Source organism: Paraburkholderia tropica (assembly GCF_900109265.1).
Lineage (GTDB): Bacteria > Pseudomonadota > Gammaproteobacteria > Burkholderiales > Burkholderiaceae > Paraburkholderia > Paraburkholderia tropica.
The window spans coordinates 200,398-221,336 of sequence record NZ_FNZM01000016.1; the positions used below are offsets into that span (position 1 = coordinate 200,398).

Sequence of the window (20,939 nt, forward strand, 5' to 3'; positions counted from 1 at the left end):
CGGTAACAACGGCGGCGGAAACAACGGCGGCGGCTCCAGCGGCTGCGGTTGCGGCAGCGGCCACGGCGGGCCTTCGGGCGGCCATTCAGGCGGGCCGTCGGGTGGACCGTCAGGTGGACCGTCAGGTGGCTTCGGCGGCGGCTTTGGCGGCGGGTTCGGCAAAGGCGGCTTCGGCGGAGGATTCGGAGGCGGATTCGGCAAGGGTGGATCGTCGGGCGGCCCGGGCGGCGGGTACGGCGGCGGCCACGGTGGCGGCCATGGCGGCGGAAGTCATTGAACTCGCACGGCGGTGCAGACGCGCTGCCACAGCCACCCCGAATTGGCGCGACGGCCGGTCGCGCCATTCCAGGCAGCAACGGCGGCGGTCTCCCGGTCCCCCGGCCGGGAGCCGCCGCCGGTGGCCGGAAGCCGTGCACAGCGCGTGTATTCTGGCGACCCGGCCGCGTTTCTCGTGAGCTGTGCCCCTGGACACATCAGCAGGGCACAGCGCCACCCCTCTCCTCCCGTTACAACATCTCCAGCGCGCGCTTGCCGCGCGGCGGCTTGAAGTAGGCATCGAGCGCCGCGAGATCGGTCTCGCCTAGCTTCAGGTCGAGCGCCGCGCGGTTCTCCCGCACATGCTCGATGCGCGCCGCCTTCGGAATCGCACACACGCCGCGCGCACGCAGCACCCAAGCCAGCGCAACCTGCCACACGGATACGCCATGCCCCGCCGCGATATCGTCGAGCGGCGAGCGCTTCGGCAGCCGCGCGTGATCGACCGGGCTATAGGCCATCACCGGCATGCCGCGCGCGAGACTCCACGGCAGCAGATCGAACTCCGGCCCGCGCCGCGCGACGTTGTAGAGAATCTGATTGGCCGCGCACGCCGCGCCGCCGGGCAGCGCGACCAGTTCCTCCATATCGTCGACGTCGAAATTACTCACGCCCCAGTGCCGGATCTTGCCCGCGCGCACGAGCGCCTCGAAGCCCTCGACGGTTTCCTCGAACGGCACGCCGCCGCGCCAGTGCAGCAGATACAGGTCGATGCGATCGGTGCCGAGGCGCGCGAGACTCGCCTCGCAGGCGCGCTCCACGCCGCGCCGGCTCGCATTGTGCGGATACACCTTGCTGACGAGAAACACCTCGTCGCGCAGCCCGCGCAGCGCTTCGCCGACCAGTTCCTCGGTCGCGCCGTCGCCGTACATTTCGGCGGTGTCGATCAGCGTCATGCCGAGCGCGACGCCCTCGCGCAGCGCGGCGATCTCGTCGGCGCGGCGCGACGCGCGCTCGCCCATTTCCCACGTGCCCTGGCCCAGCTTCGCGATGCGCTCGCCGCCGGGCAGCGCGATGCTGGCGATATCGGTGCTCATGTGTTTTCCCCTCGCGATGCCTTGCGTCCAACGCCAGGTTCAGCGCGACGTCCGGCAAAGCGCCCAGTGTATCGCCGCGTGTCGCGACGGGCATGCGCACGCGCGTAACTCCGGCATTACCGCGCGGCGCCGCCTATGTCATAAAATTGCCGTTCGCCTTTCATGCCTGCCTCCCATGAACGCTCCCACGGAAGACCGCTGGCGCGGCCTGCGCCCGGACCCGGACAACGACACGCCGCTGTATCTGCAGCTCGCGCGCAAGCTCAGCGACGCGATCCACGAGAATCGCTGGAACGCCGGCGAGGCGCTGCCGTCCGAGCGCGTGCTCGCCGACGCGCTCGGCGTCTCGCGCATCACCGCGCGCAAAGCCATCGCGCTGCTGGTCGAGCAAGGGTTGATCCGCCGCACGCAAGGCGCGGGCAGCTTCATCACGCCGCGCTACGAAGATCCGCTCTCGCGCCTCACGAGCTTCAGCGAAATGCTGCGCCAGCGCGGTTTCACGCCCAGTTCGCGCTGGCTCTCGCGCGAGATCCAGCCCGCGAGCCGCGACGAGGTGATCCAGCTCGGCCTGTCGCCCGCCGCCGCCGTCACGCGTCTGAAGCGTCTGCGTCTCGCGGACGGCATCGTCATGGCCGTCGAAAACTCCACGTTTCCCGCCGCGCTGATTCCCGATCCGAACGCGATCGGCGACTCGCTCTACAGCTTTCTCGAACAGCGCGGACTGGCGATCGTGCGCGCGCTCCAGCATTTCCGCGCCGTGAACGCGAGCGAGGAAATCGCGCAGCAGATGAGCATCGCGCCCAACGAAGCGCTGCTGCTGATCACGCGCGTGGGCTACACCGCCGATCAGCGCGCCATCGAACTCACCGATACCTACTGCCGCAACGACTATTACGACTTCGTCGCGGAGTTGCGCAAGTAAGCGGCGGCTTGCCTGGGCTCGCCGATGCCTGACGTTGAGCCGATTCACGAGGTCCAGCGCGGCGCATCGGTGCCGATCGGCACGCAGGGCCGCGCATAGAACGCAGGCGTAAGTTCGAGCCGTTCGGCGGGCGCCACGGCGCGTACGCGGCCGAACGGCGTAGCCATTTCTTCCATGCAGTCCGCCACGTCGGCCGCGCTCACCTCGGGCGCGCGCTGGCCGTCGTCGAGCGTGCCCATCGTTTGCAGCCAGCGGCCCGTCTGCGCGAGCGAGACGCGCACGTGCCAGCTGCCGCCCTCTTTCGCGCGGCGCGCGAGCGCGGTCATCGCGGCGAACGCGGCGAGATAACCGGTGGCGTGATCGAGCGCCTGACACGGCAACGGACGCGGACTCGCGAACGGCGCGTGTTGCGACGATGACGCCGACGACGCCACGCTCTCGCTCCAGACGATGCCGCTCGCCGACTGCACGAGGCTGTCGAAGCCGCGCCGCTCGCGCCACGGACCGCGATGCGAATACGCGCAGATCGACACGCAGACGATCCCGGGCCGCTCGCGCGCCAGCGCCTCGGGCGAGAAACCGTGCGCCGCGAGCGCGCCGGGACGATAACCCTGCACGAATACATCGGCGTCGCGCACCAGCGCATGCAGTTGCGCGCGCCGCGCTTCGTCGCGCAGATCGAGCGTGGCCGAACGCTTGCCGCGTCCGTTGTCGATCACGAGCGGCGCGATGTTAGGCAGATGCGGACCGTTGATCAGCAAGACGTCGGCGCCATGATGCGCGAGCGTGCGCCCCGCGACCGGCCCCGCGATGATGCGCGTGAGATCGAGCACGCGCAGGCCGTCGAGCGGACGCGCGCCGGCGGTCCGCAACGCGTCGCGAGCATCGAGGTCCGCGTCGCCGATGCGCTCGATCTCGAACAGCGGCAAGCCCGCCACCGCGCGCGCCTGTTCGTGCGCGGCCCATTCGCGCAGCGTGCGCACGAGCGCGGCGCACAGCCCGGCTTCCGCCAGCGCCGCGTCGAGCGCCGCGCCGTCCCAGTCATTGCGGATCGCGCGCGCCACCTCGTCGCGCGACTCTCCGCAGCCGAGCACGCGCAGGATGCCGTGCAGGTGATGCGCGAAATTCGCGTGCAGCTGAATCCAGCGGCCATCGCGCGTTTCGAAGTAGCCGGTCACCGGATGGCGCAATTCGAACGGCGCGCCGCCATCGACGCTCAGATAGCGCTCGCTGCGAAACGCCGCGAGCGCGCGCCGCACGTCGATCGCCACGCGCTGATCAGGTCCGCCGCGCAGCGCATGCAGACGCGCCGCCGCCAGCCCCGCCGCACCGATCGCGGCCGAAGCCAGCGTGCCGACGCGAAACACCGACGGCAAGCCCGGATCGTCGCCGTCGATATCGACGAAATCGAGCGCCGCGGCGGCCGCGCCGTCGTCGGGGTGAGCCAGCATCCAGAGATGATCGAGCGCGTCGCGGGGTGTCATGGCGGGAGTCCTTGTGCGGGAAATCGTTGACGGGAACGCTCCAAGGGTAAAAGCGCGCTGGCATGTCGATCAATCTTGATTATCATGATCAATATAGATCGATTTTTCCGGTTTCCCGACGCCCGCCACCATGTCCAGCTATATGACCGCGGCCGAAGCCGCCGCCGAACTCGGCATCAGCCGCGCCACGCTTTACGCCTATGTGAGCCGCGGGCTGCTCAGTTCCGCGCCCGCAGCGGGCGCAACCGCGCACGCCCCTCAAGCCGACAGCGCCGACGCAGCCGCCGCCAACGCACGCCGCTACGATGCCGCCGAAGTGCGCCGCCTCGCGCGCCGCAAGGCCGACGGCAAGCGCGCGGGCAAAGTCGCGCAGAAAGTGCTGGACTGGGGCGTGCCGGTGCTCGAATCGTCGATCACGCTGATCGCGGGCGGCCGGCTCTTCTATCGCGGCCAGGACGCCGTCGAACTGGCGCGCCACGCCTCGCTCGAAGAAGTCGCCGCGCTGCTGTGGGAATGCACGCCGCGCCGCGTGCTGGATGCGCCCGCCGCGCCCATCGCGGCGGCGCAATGGTCGGCGTGGCTCAAGCTCTGGAGCGGCCACTCGCCGCTCGAACGCGCGCTGGTGCTGCTGCCCGCCGCCGCCGCGCAGATGCCGCGCATCTGGGCGCAAGGCCGCGACGCGCAGCTCGACAATGCCGCCGTCCTCATGCGCCTGCTCGCGGCGGCGCTGATTTCGGCGGCGCCGTCGGGCGAGCCGCTGCATCGGCAGATCGCGCATGCGTGGGGCGTGCGCTCGCGCATCCAGGCCGACCTGCTGCGCGCGGCGCTGGTGCTCTGCGCCGATCACGAATTGAACGCCTCGACCTTCACGGTGCGCTGCATCACCTCGACCGGCACGCATCTGTTCGGCGCGGCGACGGGCGGGCTCGCGGCGCTCGCGGGGCCGCGCCACGGCGGCGAGACGGTGCGCGTCGCGGCGCTGTTCGAAGAAGCCGCGCACGCGGACGATCTGCATCGCTATCTGGCGCAGCGCCTCGCGCCCGACGAACGCGGCGTCACGCCCTCGCTGTCCGGTTTCGGGCATCCGCTCTATCCGGATGGCGATCCGCGCGCGCGACTGCTGCTCGACTGGCTCGCGCAGCGCGCCCCGGCGCGTTCGCCGATGGCGGAAGTCGACCTGCTCGCGCAGGCGGTGATGGAAACCACGGGCGCGCGGCCCACGCTCGATTACGCGCTCGCGGCCATCGAGCGCGTGCTGGCGCTGCCGCGCGGCGCGGCGTTCACGCTGTTCGCGGCCGGTCGCGTGACCGGTTGGATCGCGCACGCGCTCGAACAGAACGCCGATGGCCGCCTGATCCGGCCACGCGCGCGATACGTCGGCGAGCACGTGCCCGCATGAGGCGGGACGCTGGCGTGCGTGTCGTGCGTGTCATGTGCCCCGCCGCTTATTGCGCGGCGCGCGGGCTCCACGGCCAGCGAACCGAGCGCGAACGCAGCGCCTGCGTCACATACGCCGCCAGCCCGCGCGCCTCGCCCGCCCGCGCGACACCTTCGGCGTGCCATTGCGGCGAGCGCGCAGCCGATGCGCCGCCCAGCGCCAGCACGAAACGCGCGCCGTCGCGCCCCGCGCTCAGCCACACGCGCGTGCCCGCCGCGAGCCGGATCGACTCGCCCGCGCGCAGCCAGTAATCGTCGGCGTCGCCGCCCATCGTGAGCCAGAGTTCGCCCTCGCTCACCTGCAGTTGCATCGCCTGCGCGAGCCGCCAGCTTTCAGCGGGCTCGCCGTGCTCCAGTTCGAAAATCCGGATTTCGCGCATTGCCGTGCTCCTTGGGTGCGTTTTGTCGTCGGGCCTGGCTCGAATTCGCCAGATTGATGCCGTTTCCATCACACTGCGAAACGTCTTGAAGCCCCTGCCCGGTTGGAGCATTATTGCCCTCGGCATCTCGCCCACCCATGCACAGTTCCGAACAGTTCGTGCGGAACTGTGCAGTGAAAAAACCGGACACTTGCGCGCAGGCCGCTCATGAAACTCGAACTCGACCGCGCCAGCGACGTCCCGCTCACCGAGCAGATCGTCGCCGGCGTGCAAACGTGGATCCGCTCGCGTTCGGCGCATCCGGGCGCGCGCCTGCCGTCGATCCGCCAGCTCGCCGCCGACTACCGCATCAGCCGCTTTCCGGTGATCGAGGCCTACGACCGCCTCGTCTCGCTCGGTTATCTCGACTCGCGGCATGGTTCGGGCTTCTATGTGAGCGAGCACGCGCGGCTCGGGCTCGCGGGGCTCGGTTCCTGCGATCTCTCGAACGCCGCCGAGGAATCGGGCCATCTGCTCGCGCAACTGAATCTGCCGGGCGAGGCGCTCCAGCTCGACAGCGGCTCGGTGCCGCAAGCATGGCGCGACGTCGACGCCATCGGCCAGGCGATCCGCCACGTCTCGCGCACCGATCCGTCCAGTCTCGTCGACTACGGCTCGCCGCTCGGCGACGCCACGCTGCGCGAGCATCTGCGCAACCGCCTCGCGCCGCTCGGCATCGCCGCCGACACGCAGCAGATCCTCATCACCGAAGGCGCGAGCGAGGGTATCGACCTGCTGATGCGCTATCTGCTCAAGCCCGGCGACACCGTGTTCGTCGAAGATCCCGGCTACTACAACCTGTACGGACTGCTGAAACTGCACGGCGTACGGCTCGTCGGCATCACGCGCACGGCGAGCGGGCCCGATCTCGACCATCTGCACGCGATGCTCGCGCAGCACCGGCCGCGCGCGTTCTTCGTCAACACCGTGTTCCACAATCCGACCGGCACGACGATCTCGCCGCCCGTGGCGTTCCGGCTGCTGCAACTCGCGCGCGAGCACGGCTTCAGCATCGTCGAAGACGATATCTACGCCGATTTCCAGGCCGATCCGACCGACCGGCTCGCGGCGCTCGACCAGTTCGAACGCGTGATTTATGTGGGCGGACTGTCGAAAACGCTGTCGTCCTCGCTGCGCGTGGGGTACGTGGTCGCGAACCCGGCCGTCGTGCGCGATCTCGCCTCGATCAAGGCGCTCACGAGCATCAGCGGTTCGCGCTTCACGCAGGCCGTGGCGGCCACGCTGCTCGAACGCGGCGCGTACCGCAAGTATCTGGAGCGCCTGCGCCGCCGGCTGGGCGAGACGCTCGGCGCGGCCACGCGCTCGCTCGAAGAACACGGCTGGGAGCTGTTCACCGCGCCGTCCGCCGCGCGCGCCGCTCGGACTGTGCAAGCCGTGCAGGCCACCGGCCTCGCGCACACGCAGACGGGCGGCAAGTTCCTGTGGTCGCGCGTGCCGCATATCGACGACTCGGCGCGGCTCGCGGCCTGCGCCGAAGCGTTCGGCGTGAGCGTGTCGGCGGGCAGCCATTTCCGCCCGCACGGCGAGCCGTGTCCGTGGCTGCGCATCAACGCGGCGTTCGCGCTCGATCCACGCGCGCAGGCGTTCTTCGCGGCGGCGGCCAGGCTCGACGCCTAAGCACGCAACCTCGCGGCGGCCGCGCAGCACGCGACGAACGCGGCAATCGCGCCGCCCCTACGCGCGCCGTCGCGCCGCCTTCTCTACAATGGCGGCTGCCAGACACCGCCAGCGCCTCCGCCTTCGCCCATGTCCGACACGTCCACTGCCGCCTCCCCCGCCACGCCCTCCGCCCGCAAGCTCTCCGTGATGCTGTGGCTCGTCGCCACCGGCTTCTTCATGCAGACGCTCGACTCGACCATCGTCAACACGGCGCTGCCCGCGATGGCCGACAGCCTCGGCGAACTGCCCTTGCGCATGCAATCGGTCGTGATCGCCTACTCGCTGACGATGGCGGTGATGATCCCCGTCTCCGGCTGGCTCGCGGACAAGCTCGGCACGCGCCGCGTGTTCATGGGCGCGATCTTCGTGTTCACGATCGGCTCGCTGCTCTGCGCGAGCGCGCACACGCTGAACCAGCTCGTGCTCTCGCGCATCGCGCAGGGCGTGGGCGGCGCGATGCTGCTGCCGGTCGGACGCCTCGCCGTGCTGCGCACGTTTCCCGCCGAACGCTATCTGCCCGCGCTCTCGTTCGTGGCGATCCCGGGCCTGATCGGCCCGCTGATCGGCCCGACGCTCGGCGGCTGGCTCGTGCAGATCGCCTCGTGGCACTGGATCTTCCTGATCAACGTGCCGGTGGGCGTGATCGGCTGCCTGTTCACCTTCATCTTCATGCCCGACAGCCGCAACGCCGACACGCCGAAGTTCGACCTGCCCGGCTATCTGCTGCTGGTCGTCGGCATGGTGACGATCTCGTTCGCGCTCGACGGCCGCTCCGAGCTGGGCATTCCGCAAGCGACCGTGCTGGTGCTGCTGATCGTCTCGCTGGCCGCCTTCGTCGCCTACGGGCTGCACGCGCAACGCTCGCCGCGGCCGATCTTCTCGCTCGATCTGTTCAGGATCCACACCTTCAGCGTGGGGTTGCTCGGCAACCTGTTCGCGCGGATCGGCAGCGGCGCGATGCCGTATCTGATTCCGCTGCTGCTGCAAGTCGCGCTCGGCTACACGCCGTTCGAGGCGGGCCTGATGATGCTGCCGGTCGCGGCGGCGGGCATGTTCTCGAAGCGCCTCGTCACCTATCTGATCACGCGTTACGGCTACCGCCGCGTGCTGGTGATCAACACGGTGCTGGTCGGCCTGATGATGGCGAGCTTCGCGCTCTCGACGCCGCACGAGCCGCTGTGGCTGCGCCTCGTGCAACTGGCCGTGTTCGGCGCCGTCAATTCGATGCAATTCACCGCAATGAACACGCTCACGCTCAAAGACCTCGGCATGGGCGGCGCGAGCAGCGGCAACAGCCTGTTCTCGCTCGTGCAGATGCTCTCGATGAGCCTCGGCGTGACGGTCGCGGGCGCGCTGCTCACGACCTTCACGGGGCTGATCGCGCACATGACCGCGTCCAACGTGATTCCGGCGTTCCACGCCACGTTCGTGTGCGTGGGCATCATCACGGCGTGCTCGTCGTGGATCTTCGGCCAGCTCTCCGACGACGTGCGCCACGCCGCGAAAAAGACCGATCCGTCCGAGCGCACCTGAGCGGCGAAAGTCGGGCGAACGCGCGGCGATGGCTCGCGCGTTCGCGGCCTGAAAACACCGCCTGAAAAGCCCGCCTGAAACCGCGCTCAAATCCGCTACGGAAAAACCCGCGACCGCCGCGCACCAGGCCGGTGCACGACGCGCTCCGCGCGGTGCGCGCATTGGCCGCAAAGGCGCGTCGCCAGTGCCTGAGCGGCCGCCACAACGTCCTCGCCGACTATCCGTAAAACGCCGATATCCCGTGCGCATGGCCCGACCGGCTGTGTGTCGGGACTCGCATACTTTTTGCACGGCTATCCTGTAATGTAAACTTGACGTTCGCGCGCGCGGTCCTGTGTCGGCCAAGGCGCGCGTCACCCAGGCCTATGAACAGCATGATCGACCTCGATCCCCCCGGCTATCAGTCGCGACCCGTCGCGGGCGAAGAAGGCGCCCGGCGCACCGTACTCTACGGCGGATACACCGTGTTCAGCGTGTTCCAGCCGGTGTTTTCGGTCGCCCACCGCCGCGCGATCGGCTATCACGCGTCGCTGCGCGCGCACGACGAGCAAGGCCAGCAGGTGCCGTCGCAGGAAGTGTTCACGCAGGCCGCGCGCCGCGGCGATCTGCTCGAACTGGGACGGCTCGCGGAATCGCTGCATCTGGGCAACTTCAACGCCTTCGACTCGCACGACGAATGGCTCTTCCTGAGCCTGCACCCCGCCGCGCTAATGGACACGAGCTACGGCGACGCCCTGCTCGCCGGCATCAAGGCGCTCGGGCTGCAACCGCAGCGCGTGGTGCTGGAAGTGTCGGAACAGGCGGGCGGCGAAAACTCGCGTTTCGCGGAGATCATCGACGGGCTGCGCAAGGCGGGGTTCGTGATCGCGCTCGACGGCTTCGGCGCCAAGCATTCGAACATCGACCGTGTCTGGCAGCTACGTCCCGACATCGTCACGCTCGACCGCAGCCTGCTCGCACAGGCGAGCCGCCACGCACACATCGAGCGCGTACTGCCGGGGCTGGTGTCGATGCTGCACGAGTCCGGCCAACTGGTGCTGGTCGGCGGACTCTCGACCGAGCGCGACGCGCTGATCGCGCTGGAAAGCAACGCCGATTTCGTGCAGGGCGCGTACTTCGCGCGGCCCGACGTCGAACCCGTGCCGCCCGCCACGGCGGCGCGTCTGATGGACGATCTGTCGGCGCGTCTGCGCGAGCGCGTGAGCGCGCGCGAGCGGGCGCAGTCGGCGCGCCTCGCGCCGTACGTGAGCGCGCTGCAGGCGGCTGCGGCCCAACTGGCCGCGGACGCCAGCATGAGCGACGCCACGCTGCCGCTGCTCGGTCTCGGCGAGACGGCGCGCTGCTTCCTGCTGGACGCCTCGGGCCGCCAGATCGGCGACAACGTGCTGCCCGACGGCCGCACCTCGCAGCGCGCCAAGCGCTTCCGTCCGCTGCTGCATTCGGAGGGCGCGAGCTGGGAGCGCCGGCCCTACTTCATCGCCGCGATGAAAGCGCCCGGCAGCGTGCAGTTCACGCCGCCCTATCTGTCGATCAACGAGGCGCACCTGTGCGTGACCGCCTCGATCGCCGCGCAGACGTCGCAGGGCTTGCAGGTGCTCTGCGTCGACATCAACTGGGAAGCCGCACAGCGCGTCTAGGCGATGGCGAGCGGGCGCGCGATCAACGTCGGCCCTTCCTGCATCGACGATGACACCGATGACGCCGCCGCGAGCGTTTGCGCCGCGCGCATGCTGGCGTGCAGATGCATCTGCATCGATAGCGACGCTCCGTTCGCCATGAAGCGCGCCAGCAGCGTGCGAACGGCCTGCGCGCCGTAAGTCTGGAAATCGCGATTGGCCGCGCTGAAGTCTGCGCCCCGCGCCGCCACACACACGACCGGCGTGGCCCGTCCGTTCTCGTCCTCCCGCACATGCAGCCACGCCGCCAGCGCGCCGTCGTGCGCGACCAGCGCGACGCCCGGCGCGCCATCGAGCACGAGCGTTTCGGCGTGCAGCGCGCGCACCTCCGTCGCCTCGGCGGCCTGCGTGAGCGCGGTCGCGGTCACCCCAAGCAGATCCAGCAAGCCCGCGCGATCCTGCGCGTGCAGCACCTCGCGCAAGCGGTCGACCGCGAGCGCGTGACGCGCCGTATCGGCGGGCGCGGACTGCGGCGCCTGCTCGCGCGCGAGCCGAACGCGCGCACGATGGACGCTCTGGCGGCAATGCGCGAGGGCGCAGCCCGTCAGCGCCGCGATCTCCGCGTAGTCGCAGTCGAACGCCTCGCGCAGCACGAACACCGCTTGTTCGAGCGGCCCAAGCCGGTCGAGCATCAGCAACAGCCCATCGGAAAGTCGCGCCGCGCGCAGCCCGGTTTCCTCGGCGGACGGCGCCGTATCGTCGAGCCAGGGCGCCAGCCAGGCCGCGTCGCGCTCGCCCGCGCGCTCGCGGCGCAGCTTGCGCAGCCGGTCGATGGCGAGACGCATCGTCACTGTGGCGAGCCACGCCTGCGGCGTGCGGACCGCCGCGGCGTCACCGGCGCGCCAGCGGAACCAGGCGTCCTGCACCACGTCCTCGGCCTCCGCACGGCTGCCGAGCACGCGCGCCGCCAACGCCAGCAAGCGCGCCCGCTCCTTCGCGAACACGCCCGCGCGGCGGGCTTCGTTCCAGGTCTCGTTGCTCGGTGCGCCGTCTGATACGGCGCGTATTTCGGCGCCGGCATCTTCGCTGGCTTTTTCGCTGATTTCGTCGCTGATTTCGTCGCTCATCTGCGTCATTCGCTTCGCTCCTTCGCGCTCCGGCTTCGCCGTGCTTCCCGCCATCCAGACGACCGGCCACGCGCCGATGTGACAGCCGCACGCAAAAAAATCCTCGTCACGCGCCGCGCGCGGCGCGCGTCTTGTCGACAAAGGCGCGCCTCGATGACACCGCCGCGCCGGCCCACTTTTTCCGCGAGGATTTCCATGCAGCCCATCGATTCGCATCATGCAGCAAACGCGCCGCGCGCGCTCAATCTCGTGCCGACAGTCATCGAAACGTCGAGCCGCGGCGAGCGCGCCTACGACATCTATTCGCGCCTGCTGCGCGAACGCATCGTGTTTCTCGTCGGGCCGGTCAACGAACAGAGCGCGAGCGTGGTCGTCGCGCAACTGCTGTTTCTCGAAGCCGAGCAACCCGAGAAGGACATCAGCCTCTACATCAACTCGCCGGGCGGCTCGGTCTACGACGGCATGGCGATCTACGACACGATGCAGTTCATCAAGCCCGATGTGTCCACGCTCTGCACAGGCTTCGCCGCCAGCATGGGCTCGTTTCTGCTCGCGGCGGGCACGCATGGAAAACGCTTCGCACTCCCGAACGCACGCATCATGATCCACCAGCCTTCGGGCGGCGGACAAGGCACGGCGTCCGATATCGAATTGCAGGCACGCGAGGTGATTTTTCAGCGCGAGCGGCTCAACGCGATGCTCGCCGCGAACACGGGCCGCGAACTCGCGCAGATCGAACGCGACACCGACCGCGACAACTTCATGTCGGCGCAGGCGGCAGCCGATTACGGCCTGATCGACCGCGTGATCGCCTCGCGCGACCAGCAAGTGCCGCGCTGATCGAAGCACTGATCGACGCGCTGATCGACGCGCTGATCGACGCGCATTACGACGCCAGTCGCTGCGCGAGCCACGCGGCGATCACGCCTTTGTATTCGGCGACCAGCAGCTTGCGGTCCTTTGGTTTGGCCGCCGCGTAAAGCGGGTTGAGGCTCTTGATGACCTGCAGCATGACCTCGGCGATGCGATACGCCTCGTCGGACGACAGATCGGCGTTATAGCGACGAAACAGCCCGGCAAAACGCTGACGCAGCTTGTTGCGCGCCGCGTCGTCGCGACGAAAGCCGAGCGGCACCGACAGCAGCGGCAGATAGGCCGGAAACGAAGTCATCAGATCGACCATCATGTCGAAAAGCCGCTCGGCCAGTTGCGCGAGCGGCAATTCGGCTTCCGCCTGTTCCTCGATGAGCGCGGTCCAGCGCGCGTCCATGTCGTCGCCGTAACGCAGGCGCAAGGCAAGCGCGAGCGCTTCCTTGTTCGGAAAGTACTGATATGCCGCGCCGATCGACACGCCGGCCTGCTGCGCGATCTGCGTCATGGTGGCCGCCTCGAAGCCGCGTTCGGCGAACGCGTCGGCCGCCGCCTCGAGCAGCGCATCTACGGTGCGCGCCGCGCGCTCCTGACGCGGCACGCGCCGTGTCCCCTCTTTTTTCAGGTCTTCCGCCATATCTGAGGCCATCCTCATATTCGTGTATCATATGTGAGTCCATCCTCACATATTGGTGTCCCATGACGCAAGCCCTTTCTCTCGACCCGCGCAAGACTGCGCTCGTGATGATCGATCTCCAGCACGGCATCGTGAGCCGCGCGGTCGCGCCCCACAGCGGCGCCCAGGTGGTCGAAAAAGCCAAGGTTCTCGCCGACGCGCTGCGCGCGCAAGGCGGCACGGTGGTCTGGGTGCACGTGCTGCTCAACGAACTGCTGGCGCTGCCCGCCGACAACTCGATGCACAAGCCGGGCACGCCGCCCGCGCCGGCCATCGCGTCCGAACTCGTGCCCGAAATCGGCCAGCAGGACGGCGACGTGGTGATCGCCAAGCGCCAATGGGGCGCGTTCCACGGCACCAACCTCGAACAGCAGCTGCGTCGCCGCGGCATCGACACGATCGTGCTGGGCGGCATCGCCACCAACTTCGGCGTCGAGTCCACCGCGCGCGCGGCCTTCGATCAGGGCTTCAAGCTCGTGTTCGTCGAAGACGCCACGTCGGGCCTGAACGAAGAAATGCACCGCTTCTCGTTCGAAAAACTGTTCGGCTTCATGGGCCACGTGCGCACGACGCAGGAAACCATCGCCGCGATGACGGGCGCATAAGGCCCACGTCAAGCCACGTCCGGCACGCGCAAACAAAAAAGCCCTCGATGCGAATCGAGGGCTTTTTTTGTGCCGTTCTGCGCGAACGGCACGGGAACCAACGTGGGCGCTGGCCTTATGCGAAGTTCTTCGCAGCGAAGTCCCAGTTCACGATGTTCCAGAACGCTTCGACGAACTTCGGACGTGCGTTGCGGTAGTCGATGTAGTAAGCGTGTTCCCACACGTCAATCGTGATCAGCGCGGTTGCGTCGGTCGTGAGCGGCGTAGCGGCGTTGCTGGTCGACACGATGTCGAGCGAGCCGTCTGCCTTCTTCACGAGCCACGTCCAGCCCGAACCGAAGTTGCCGACTGCAGCCTTCGTGAAGGCTTCCTTGAACGCGTCGTAGGAGCCCCACTTCGCGTTGATGGCGTCGCCGAGCGCGCCCGTCGGTGCGCCGCCGCCCTGGGGCGACAGGCTGTTCCAGAAGAACGTGTGATTCCAGATCTGAGCCGCGTTGTTGAACACGCCGCCCGACGACTTCTTGACGATCTCTTCGAGCGAGAGCTTTTCGAACTCGGTGCCCGGGATCAGGTTGTTCAGGTTCGTGACGTAAGCCTGGTGATGCTTGCCGTAGTGGTATTCAAGCGTCTCTTCCGACATGGTCGGTGCGAGGGCGTTCTTCGCGAACGGCAGCGGCGGGAGCGTAAATGACATGATGCGGTTCCTTCGTCGTGTTATGGGGAGTTCTGCGTAATAACCGGCATGGAGCACTCGATTGTAGGCGAGTTGGAATAACCCCGCAAACGAGCGGACATTATGCCGAACATCGGCTGCACAAGGCTTTCAAGGGCTTTCGCGCATAGCGAGCACACCTCGCGCGCACCTGCGCGGACGACGCGGCTCCCCCGGTTCGGAAGCGTCGCGCGACATGAGCGGATGCGCTGCTCATCCGCACGAACAGGGCGTTGCGGCAGCGCGAACGATGCCGGCGCGGCATCGTCGGCGCAGGCTGCGGTTTGCTGTCTGCAAGCGCTTGTGACGTTTGACGAACATCCCTCGCGCACCGCATGCGCCGACCCGCCTGTTCGCGCAAGCTGCGCGCCTGGATCCTCGATCCTTCCGATCAATTACCCAGAATCACGCGCAATCACACGCACACTCGCGCGCCGGCGGCCCAGCGTGAGTCGTTCAGAAACCTTCAGCGAGACGCGGCTGCACGTCGGCGAGCGCGACATCGGCGCTGCCCTGCGCGAGATGCACGGTGAGCCGTTTGCCCGGTTTGAGCGCGGCGGGCGCGAGCACGGCCGCGCCGCTTTGCGCGTCGAGCACCGCCGCATAGCCACGCTCCAGCGTGCGCTGGGGGCTCAGCACTTCGAGACGCGCCGCGAGTTCGGACACGCGCGCCGACGCCCGCTCGCGCTCGCGTGCGAACGCGCCGTCGAGACGGCGCGCCAGCATGTCGAGCCGCGCGCGATGCGCAGCCGGATCGGGCCGCGTGCGCTGCCAGCGCATCTGCACGACGTTGAAACTCGCACGCGCCTGCGCCGTCGCGCGCGAGCCCGCCGACGCGAGCCGGATCGACAACTGGCGCAAATGCGTGCGCTGCTGCGCAAGCCGCTCGCCGGGCGAGACGAGACGCCGCGCGAGCCAGTCGAGTTGCTGCGCGCGGCGCTCCATCAAGCGGCCGAAGCCGCGCGCGAGCGTGGCATGGCGCTGATCGAGTTCACGCAGCAGCAGCACGCGCTGCGGGCTCACGAGTTCGGCGGCGGCCGTGGGCGTGGGCGCGCGCACGTCGGCGGCGAAATCGGCGATCGTGAAATCGGTTTCGTGACCCACGCCGCTCACCACGGGAATCGCGCTCGCGGCGATGGCGCGCGCGAGCGTCTCGTCGTTGAACGACCAGAGATCCTCGATCGAGCCGCCGCCACGGCATAGCACGATCACGTCGACTTCGTTGCGCGCGTTCGCGGCGTCGAGCATCGCCGTGAGCTTTTCCGCCGATCCCGCGCCCTGCACCGGCGCCGGATAGACGATCACCGGCACGTGCGGCGCACGGCGGCACAGCGTGGTGAGCACGTCGCGCAGCGCGGCGGCCTGCATCGACGTGATGACGCCGATTGCGCGCGGATGCGTGGGCAAGTCGCGCTTGCGGTCGGCATCGAAAAGACCTTCGGCTTCGAGCTGCGCCTTCAGGCGCAAGAACGCTTCGTACAGCCGCCCCTGCCCCGTGCGCCGGACCGCCTCGACATTCAGTTGCAGCTCGCCGCGCGGCTCGTACATCGTGACGAGCGCGCGCACCTCGATGCGGTCGCCTTCGCGCGGCGTGAATTCGGCGTATTGCGCGCGTCCGCGGAACATCACGCAGCGGATCTGCGCCTGCGCGTCCTTGATCGAGAAGTACCAGTGGCCGCTCGCGGCGCGCGTGAAGTTCGACACTTCGCCCGAAATCCAGGCGAGCGGAAACGAGCGCTCGAGCATCGAGGCGATGGCGCGATTGAGCGCCGAAACCGGGACGACGACGTCGCCGCCCGCAGCGGAGGAAAAACGATCGGATGGCATACGCGAAGGTGAATGAGCAGCAAGAAAAACCACTGCCGGGGCAGCAAGCATAGCGGCTGCGCGGACCCGGCGCGCGCAGGCGCGCATCGAGCCCCGTCGAGCGGGCCGGCGGACAGACGATAGACGGTGACGGGGGCCGCAGTCCAGCAGGAAACGCTCCCAGCGTACAAGGGCCGCGAAGTGTCCACATCGACGCGGTCGGGCGACGTGGCCGCAGCGACGCCCTTCGAAACCCGGGTGAAATCATTCATCCCATTGATTTATATGGATTTTTTATAACCCAAATACCGGCTCACACCGATAAGATGGCCGTCAAACGGGCCTTCGAGGCCGCGCGCAGGGCATTTCTCCACAAAGTTATCCACAAGCGCCGAATGCGCCGTTTTTTGCAATGCCGACGCCTTGCGCCGCGCCGCGTCCGGCCGCCTCCCAACTTGCCGCGTGGCGGCCTCCCGCGCTAGAGTGCCGGGTTCACGGCGCCCCTCCGCGGTCCGTTGCGGCGCGGCCGTTGTTGCGTGGATGTTGCGTGGATGTTGCACCGTTGGTCGTGCCCGCCGTCCGCGACGCCGCCGTTATCGTTTGTTTTGCCGTTGTTTTGCCGTTTTGCAATTTTTCCCCGCCGGGCGCCTGGATTGACGCGCTCGCGCCGAACCGGAGATCCGTCCCGATGCCAGCCTCGTTCACCTGCCCGCCGCACGCGCACGGCGCCGTCCGGCCCGCCAGCGGCTGCGCGCGCTCATGAGCGGCCCGTTCGCCGATCTGAAGGCGCGCGTCGAGACGGATCTCGCGCAAGCCTGGCAACATCGCGGCAAGCTCGCCTGGGCGCTCACGCCGCTGGCCGCCGTCTTCGCCGCCGTGAGCGGCGCGCGCCGCGCGGCCTTCGCGGCCGGCTGGCTCAAGCGCGTGCGCGTGGGCGTGCCGGTCGTGGTGGTCGGCAACGTGACGGTGGGGGGCACCGGCAAGACGCCCACGGTGATCGCGCTCGTCGAGGCGCTGCGCGCCGCCGGCTACACGCCTGGCGTGGTGTCGCGCGGCTACGGCGCGAAAATCGACCGCCCGACGCCCGTGAACGCCGACACGCCCGCCCGTGCCTGCGGCGACGAACCGCTGCTGATCGCGCGCCGCACCGGCGTGCCGGTGTGGGTGTCGCCGGACCGCGTCGGCGCCGCCCAGGCGCTGTGCACCGCGCACGCCGACGTCGACGTGATCGTCAGCGACGACGGCCTGCAGCATTACCGCCTCGAGCGCGACTTCGAACTCGTGGTGTTCGACCATCGCCTCGGCGGCAACGGTTTCCTGCTGCCCGCCGGGCCGCTGCGCGAACCGCTCTCGCGCCACCGCGACGCCACGCTCGTCAACAATCCGTTCACGCGCACGCTGCCCGACTGGCCCAACACCTTCGCGCTCAAGCTCGAACCAGGCGACGCGTGGCATCTGGCCAATCCGGGCCTGCGCCGTCCGCTCGCCCAATTCGCGCAAGTGGCCGGCCAGCCGCCGCTGCGGCTTGTCGCGGCGGCCGGCATCGGCTCGCCCGAGCGCTTTTTCGCGACGCTGCGCGCGGCCGGTCTCGCCCCGCACACGCTGCCGCTGCCCGATCATTACGACTACGCGAGCAACCCGTTCGCCGACGTCGCCGCCGACGCGATCCTGGTCACCGAAAAGGATGCAGTAAAATTGGGGGCCTGGAACGACGCGCGCATCTGGGTTGTGCCCGTGGAAGCCGCGCTCGATCATCGTCTTATTACCCTGGTTGTGGAGAAACTCCGTGGACGCCCGTCTGCTTGAAATCCTGGTCTGCCCGATCTGCAAGGGCCCGCTCAGCTACGACCGCGCCGCGCAGGAGTTGATCTGCAGCGCCGACAAGCTTGCCTATCCGATCCGCGACGGCATCCCCGTCATGCTCGTCGACGAGGCGCGCCAGACCGTCGAAGGCACGCCCGTCGATCCGAACGCGGCCTGACATGAGCGCCGCTCAACCCTTCATCGCCGTCGTGCCGGCGCGGCTCGCGTCGACGCGGCTGCCGAACAAGCCGCTCGCCGACATCGGCGGCAAGCCCATGGTCGTGCGCGTCGCCGAGCGCGCCCGCGCGGCCGGCGCGCAGCAGGTGCTGATCGCCTCCGACGCCCAGACGGTGCTCGACGCCGCACGCGAACATGGCTTCGAAGCCGTGCTCACGCGCGCCGACCACCCCTCGGGCACCGACCGCCTCGCCGAAGTCGCCGAACACTACGGCTGGAGCGACGAGACGATCGTGGTCAATGTTCAGGGCGATGAACCGCTGATCGACCCGCAGCTGATCTGCGACGTGGCGTCGCACCTGGCGGCGCATCCGGACTGCGCGATCGCCACCGCGGCTCACCCGATCACCGCGCCCGACGAAATCTTCAGCCCGAACGTCGTGAAGGTCGTGCTCGACGCACGCGGCGTGGCGCTCTACTTCTCGCGCGCGCCGATTCCGTGGGCGCGCGACGCCTGGCAGCCGCACTGGTCGCCGGCCCGTCTCGATCTGGCCGCAATGCCCGCCCCGCCTGCACCGGCCACGGTTTATCGGCATATCGGCCTGTATGCGTATCGCGCCAAATTCCTGCGCACCTACCCGACGCTCGCGCACTCGCCGATCGAGCAGGTCGAATCGCTCGAACAGTTGCGCGCGATGTGGCACGGCGAGCGCATCGCGGTGCGCGTGACGCCCGAGGCGCCCGCGCCCGGTGTCGACACGCCCGCCGACCTCGCCCGCGTACAGGCGTTATTCCGACCTTAATAACGGTCGTAGTCCGAAAAACCCGTGGCATAATCAATTGTTTGCGCGAGCCGTCCAAGCCTTTGTGCGTGCGGGTTTGCCCGCTTTTCTTCCGTTGCTGCCCGCCTCCGCAGCGCCGTTCCCGATCCACTTCGGGCACGTTGCCGCGCGGGGCCAGGCGTCACCCCGCATGCCCCGGCCATGATCTCTTGACCGGCGAGCACGGCGCGAGCAAACGGAAGGAGACGCACGACGCCGCCGATGCCGCCCACGAGGGCAGCCGCCGCGCCGCAAGAATTCACACAGATCGGAGAAATTGGAAATGCGTTTGATCCTGTTGGGCGCCCCCGGCGCGGGCAAGGGAACCCAGGCAAACTTCATCAAGGAAAAGTTCGGCATTCCGCAGATCTCGACCGGCGACATGCTGCGCGCCGCCGTGAAAGCGGGCACGCCGCTCGGCCTCGAAGCGAAGCGTTTCATGGATGCGGGCGAACTCGTCACCGACGAGCTCATCATCAATCTCGTGAAGGAACGCCTGAAGGAAGACGACTGCAAGAACGGTTATCTGTTCGACGGTTTCCCGCGCACGCTGCCGCAAGCCGAAGCCATGAAGCAAGCCGGCGTCGCCATCGACTACGTGCTGGAGATCGACGTGCCGTTCGACGAGATCATCGTGCGCATGAGCGGCCGCCGCATGCACCCGGCATCGGGCCGCACGTACCACACGAAGTTCAACCCGCCGAAGCAGGACATGGTCGACGACGTCACCGGCGAGCCGCTCGTGCAGCGCGACGACGACAAGGAAGAGACCGTGCGCAAGCGTCTCGACGTGTACACGGCGCAAACCAAGCCGCTGATCGCCTACTACAGCGAATGGGCGCAGCGCGGTGAAGAAAACGGTCTGAAAGCGCCGCAGTACCGCGCGATCTCGGGTCTGGGCAGCGTCGACGAAATCCGCAATCGCGTGTTCGACGCACTGAAGTAAGAACGTCCCTTGCCGGCCATGCCGGGCGAGGCCCGGCGCAAGCCGGCCTCCCCTCTGGCCGGCCCTCTCTCCTCCTCTGCACGTTTCGCCGATGAGTCGCGGGCTGGCCCGCACATAACAATCATCGAAGACACATCGAGCAGCCAGGAGGCAGACACATGCAAATCCGCGACAACGTATTCCTGATCACCGGCGGCGCTTCGGGCCTCGGTGCGGCCACCGCACGCCTGATCGCGGCGGAAGGCGGCAAGGTCGCGCTCGCCGACCTCAACGAGGAAGCGGGCCAAGCGCTCGCGAAAGAACTCGGCGGCGCGTTCGTGAAGTGCAACGTCGCGAGCGAGGAAGACGGCGCGCGAGCCGTGGCCGCGGCCACCGCGCTCGGCACGCTGCGCGGCCTCGTCAACTGCGCGGGCATCGCGCCCGCGATCAAGACCGTCGGCAAGGACGGGCCGCATCCGCTCGATGCGTTCAGCAAGACCATTTCGGTCAACCTGATCGGCACCTTCAACATGATCCGCCTTGCGGCGGCCGCCATCGCGCAGACCGCGCCCAACGCAGGCGGCGAGCGCGGCGTGATCGTCAATACGGCGTCGGTCGCGGCCTACGACGGGCAGATCGGCCAGGCGGCCTATGCGGCGTCGAAGGGCGGCGTCGTCGCCATGACGCTGCCGGTCGCGCGCGATCTGTCGCGCAGCGGCATCCGCGTGATGACGATTGCGCCCGGCATCTTCGAAACGCCGATGCTGCTCGGCATGCCGCAGGACGTGCAGGACGCGCTCGGCGCGATGGTGCCGTTCCCGCCTCGCCTCGGCAAACCCGACGAGTACGCCATGCTGGTCAAGCAGATCGTCGAAAATCCGATGCTCAACGGCGAAGTGATCCGCCTCGACGGCGCGATCCGCATGCAGCCGAAGTGAACGCACGCCGTGTGCTTTTTTACACGGTGAAGTAAA

General features: G+C 68.5%; 20 protein-coding genes. 12 read left to right on the forward strand and 8 right to left on the reverse strand.

The genetic code is table 11. The features are described 5' to 3' along the window. Positions 1–121: 121 nt before the first annotated feature. Together BMY06_RS39720 and BMY06_RS26405 are read right to left on the reverse strand one after the other, a co-directional pair. Positions 122–259, reverse strand: a complete 138-nt coding sequence (locus tag BMY06_RS39720) for a hypothetical protein (protein ID WP_167371422.1) — start codon at positions 257–259, stop codon at positions 122–124. Positions 260–506: 247 nt separating this feature from the next. Further along, positions 507–1,352: an aldo/keto reductase gene (locus tag BMY06_RS26405; RefSeq protein WP_074986241.1), complete on the reverse strand. Its 846-nt coding sequence runs from the start codon at positions 1,350–1,352 to the stop codon at positions 507–509. A gap of 175 nt (positions 1,353–1,527) precedes the next feature. Here BMY06_RS26405 and BMY06_RS26410 point away from each other — a divergent pair, with 175 nt between their 5' ends. Continuing rightward, positions 1,528–2,274: a GntR family transcriptional regulator gene (locus BMY06_RS26410; protein ID WP_074986242.1), complete on the forward strand. Its 747-nt coding sequence runs from the start codon at positions 1,528–1,530 to the stop codon at positions 2,272–2,274. A 44-nt stretch (positions 2,275–2,318) separates the two neighbouring features. On the opposite strand, the gene BMY06_RS26415 is transcribed toward BMY06_RS26410, so the two are convergent. Beyond that, the gene (locus tag BMY06_RS26415) at positions 2,319–3,758 is read right to left on the reverse strand and encodes a CoA transferase (RefSeq protein WP_074986244.1); all 1,440 of its coding nucleotides are present in this window, start codon (positions 3,756–3,758) and stop codon (positions 2,319–2,321) included. A 130-nt stretch (positions 3,759–3,888) separates the two neighbouring features. On the opposite strand from BMY06_RS26415, the gene BMY06_RS26420 reads away from it, so the two are divergent. Continuing rightward, positions 3,889–5,157, forward strand: a complete 1,269-nt coding sequence (locus BMY06_RS26420) for a citrate synthase family protein (RefSeq protein ID WP_074986245.1) — start codon at positions 3,889–3,891, stop codon at positions 5,155–5,157. 46 nt (positions 5,158–5,203) lie between these two features. Here the strand turns inward: BMY06_RS26420 and BMY06_RS26425 are convergent, their stop codons facing one another. After that, complete coding sequence (locus BMY06_RS26425; RefSeq protein WP_074986247.1) at positions 5,204–5,575, reverse strand: DUF2917 domain-containing protein; 372 nt, start codon at positions 5,573–5,575, stop codon at positions 5,204–5,206. A gap of 207 nt (positions 5,576–5,782) precedes the next feature. Between BMY06_RS26425 and BMY06_RS26430 the strand changes: the two genes are divergently transcribed. From BMY06_RS26430 to BMY06_RS26440, 3 genes are all read left to right on the forward strand, one after another. Next, on the forward strand, positions 5,783–7,252 hold the full coding sequence (locus BMY06_RS26430; protein ID WP_074986249.1) for an aminotransferase-like domain-containing protein: 1,470 nt from the start codon (positions 5,783–5,785) through the stop codon (positions 7,250–7,252). A 129-nt stretch (positions 7,253–7,381) separates the two neighbouring features. Then, positions 7,382–8,827, forward strand: a complete 1,446-nt coding sequence (gene mdtD, locus BMY06_RS26435) for a multidrug transporter subunit MdtD (RefSeq protein ID WP_065065217.1) — start codon at positions 7,382–7,384, stop codon at positions 8,825–8,827. 365 nt (positions 8,828–9,192) lie between these two features. Beyond that, positions 9,193–10,464: an EAL domain-containing protein gene (locus BMY06_RS26440; RefSeq protein WP_074986251.1), complete on the forward strand. Its 1,272-nt coding sequence runs from the start codon at positions 9,193–9,195 to the stop codon at positions 10,462–10,464. On the opposite strand, the gene BMY06_RS26445 is transcribed toward BMY06_RS26440, so the two are convergent. After that, a complete protein-coding gene (locus tag BMY06_RS26445; protein ID WP_244144307.1) occupies positions 10,461–11,579 on the reverse strand; it encodes a sigma-70 family RNA polymerase sigma factor in 1,119 nt (372 codons plus the stop codon). The genes BMY06_RS26440 and BMY06_RS26445 overlap by 4 nt on opposite strands. A gap of 186 nt (positions 11,580–11,765) precedes the next feature. Between BMY06_RS26445 and clpP the strand changes: the two genes are divergently transcribed. Beyond that, complete coding sequence (gene clpP / locus BMY06_RS26450; RefSeq protein WP_065065220.1) at positions 11,766–12,410, forward strand: ATP-dependent Clp endopeptidase proteolytic subunit ClpP; 645 nt, start codon at positions 11,766–11,768, stop codon at positions 12,408–12,410. 46 nt (positions 12,411–12,456) lie between these two features. On the opposite strand, the gene BMY06_RS26455 is transcribed toward clpP, so the two are convergent. After that, a complete protein-coding gene (locus BMY06_RS26455) occupies positions 12,457–13,089 on the reverse strand; it encodes a TetR/AcrR family transcriptional regulator (protein ID WP_231957763.1) in 633 nt (210 codons plus the stop codon). A gap of 50 nt (positions 13,090–13,139) precedes the next feature. Between BMY06_RS26455 and BMY06_RS26460 the strand changes: the two genes are divergently transcribed. After that, the gene (locus BMY06_RS26460) at positions 13,140–13,721 is read left to right on the forward strand and encodes an isochorismatase family protein (RefSeq protein WP_065065222.1); all 582 of its coding nucleotides are present in this window, start codon (positions 13,140–13,142) and stop codon (positions 13,719–13,721) included. Positions 13,722–13,836: 115 nt separating this feature from the next. On the opposite strand, the gene sodB is transcribed toward BMY06_RS26460, so the two are convergent. Both sodB and xseA read right to left on the reverse strand, forming a co-directional pair. Further along, positions 13,837–14,415 carry a superoxide dismutase [Fe] gene (gene sodB / locus BMY06_RS26465; protein ID WP_065065223.1) on the reverse strand — a complete coding sequence of 193 codons (579 nt, stop codon included), beginning with the start codon at positions 14,413–14,415 and terminating at the stop codon, positions 13,837–13,839. A 474-nt stretch (positions 14,416–14,889) separates the two neighbouring features. Next, positions 14,890–16,260 carry an exodeoxyribonuclease VII large subunit gene (xseA, locus tag BMY06_RS26470; protein ID WP_074986254.1) on the reverse strand — a complete coding sequence of 457 codons (1,371 nt, stop codon included), beginning with the start codon at positions 16,258–16,260 and terminating at the stop codon, positions 14,890–14,892. Positions 16,261–16,998: 738 nt separating this feature from the next. Between xseA and lpxK the strand changes: the two genes are divergently transcribed. The 5 genes from lpxK to BMY06_RS26495 all read left to right on the forward strand — a co-directional run bounded on the left by lpxK (position 16,999) and on the right by BMY06_RS26495 (position 20,903). Next, positions 16,999–18,045 (forward strand): tetraacyldisaccharide 4'-kinase, encoded by a 1,047-nt coding sequence (lpxK, locus tag BMY06_RS26475; protein WP_074986256.1) that lies wholly within the window; start codon positions 16,999–17,001, stop codon positions 18,043–18,045. Further along, a complete protein-coding gene (locus tag BMY06_RS26480) occupies positions 18,026–18,220 on the forward strand; it encodes a Trm112 family protein (protein WP_065065227.1) in 195 nt (64 codons plus the stop codon). Before lpxK ends, BMY06_RS26480 begins: the two co-directional genes overlap by 20 nt. 1 nt (position 18,221) lies before the next feature. Continuing rightward, on the forward strand, positions 18,222–19,022 hold the full coding sequence (gene kdsB, locus BMY06_RS26485; RefSeq protein WP_065065228.1) for a 3-deoxy-manno-octulosonate cytidylyltransferase: 801 nt from the start codon (positions 18,222–18,224) through the stop codon (positions 19,020–19,022). Between the two features lie 301 nt (positions 19,023–19,323). Next, on the forward strand, positions 19,324–19,986 hold the full coding sequence (gene adk, locus BMY06_RS26490) for an adenylate kinase (protein WP_065065229.1): 663 nt from the start codon (positions 19,324–19,326) through the stop codon (positions 19,984–19,986). 158 nt (positions 19,987–20,144) lie between these two features. Then, on the forward strand, positions 20,145–20,903 hold the full coding sequence (locus tag BMY06_RS26495; protein ID WP_065065230.1) for a 3-hydroxyacyl-CoA dehydrogenase: 759 nt from the start codon (positions 20,145–20,147) through the stop codon (positions 20,901–20,903). Positions 20,904–20,939 lie beyond the last annotated feature (36 nt).

Coding starts and splice junctions, on each gene's coding strand:
- BMY06_RS26405 (WP_074986241.1), bottom strand. CDS start 1,352: ATGAGCACCGATATCGCCAGCATCGCGCTGCCCGGCGGCGAGCGCATC.
- BMY06_RS26460 (WP_065065222.1), top strand. CDS start 13,140: ATGACGCAAGCCCTTTCTCTCGACCCGCGCAAGACTGCGCTCGTGATG.
- BMY06_RS26455 (WP_231957763.1), bottom strand. CDS start 13,089: ATGGCCTCAGATATGGCGGAAGACCTGAAAAAAGAGGGGACACGGCGC.
- BMY06_RS39720 (WP_167371422.1), bottom strand. CDS start 259: ATGGCCGCCACCGTGGCCGCCGCCGTACCCGCCGCCCGGGCCGCCCGA.
- BMY06_RS26420 (WP_074986245.1), top strand. CDS start 3,889: ATGTCCAGCTATATGACCGCGGCCGAAGCCGCCGCCGAACTCGGCATC.
- lpxK (WP_074986256.1), top strand. CDS start 16,999: ATGAGCGGCCCGTTCGCCGATCTGAAGGCGCGCGTCGAGACGGATCTC.
- BMY06_RS26445 (WP_244144307.1), bottom strand. CDS start 11,579: ATGACGCAGATGAGCGACGAAATCAGCGACGAAATCAGCGAAAAAGCC.
- BMY06_RS26415 (WP_074986244.1), bottom strand. CDS start 3,758: ATGACACCCCGCGACGCGCTCGATCATCTCTGGATGCTGGCTCACCCC.
- BMY06_RS26425 (WP_074986247.1), bottom strand. CDS start 5,575: ATGCGCGAAATCCGGATTTTCGAACTGGAGCACGGCGAGCCCGCTGAA.
- clpP (WP_065065220.1), top strand. CDS start 11,766: ATGCAGCCCATCGATTCGCATCATGCAGCAAACGCGCCGCGCGCGCTC.
- BMY06_RS26495 (WP_065065230.1), top strand. CDS start 20,145: ATGCAAATCCGCGACAACGTATTCCTGATCACCGGCGGCGCTTCGGGC.
- BMY06_RS26430 (WP_074986249.1), top strand. CDS start 5,783: ATGAAACTCGAACTCGACCGCGCCAGCGACGTCCCGCTCACCGAGCAG.
- sodB (WP_065065223.1), bottom strand. CDS start 14,415: ATGTCATTTACGCTCCCGCCGCTGCCGTTCGCGAAGAACGCCCTCGCA.
- kdsB (WP_065065228.1), top strand. CDS start 18,222: ATGAGCGCCGCTCAACCCTTCATCGCCGTCGTGCCGGCGCGGCTCGCG.
- xseA (WP_074986254.1), bottom strand. CDS start 16,260: ATGCCATCCGATCGTTTTTCCTCCGCTGCGGGCGGCGACGTCGTCGTC.
- mdtD (WP_065065217.1), top strand. CDS start 7,382: ATGTCCGACACGTCCACTGCCGCCTCCCCCGCCACGCCCTCCGCCCGC.
- adk (WP_065065229.1), top strand. CDS start 19,324: ATGCGTTTGATCCTGTTGGGCGCCCCCGGCGCGGGCAAGGGAACCCAG.
- BMY06_RS26440 (WP_074986251.1), top strand. CDS start 9,193: ATGAACAGCATGATCGACCTCGATCCCCCCGGCTATCAGTCGCGACCC.
- BMY06_RS26410 (WP_074986242.1), top strand. CDS start 1,528: ATGAACGCTCCCACGGAAGACCGCTGGCGCGGCCTGCGCCCGGACCCG.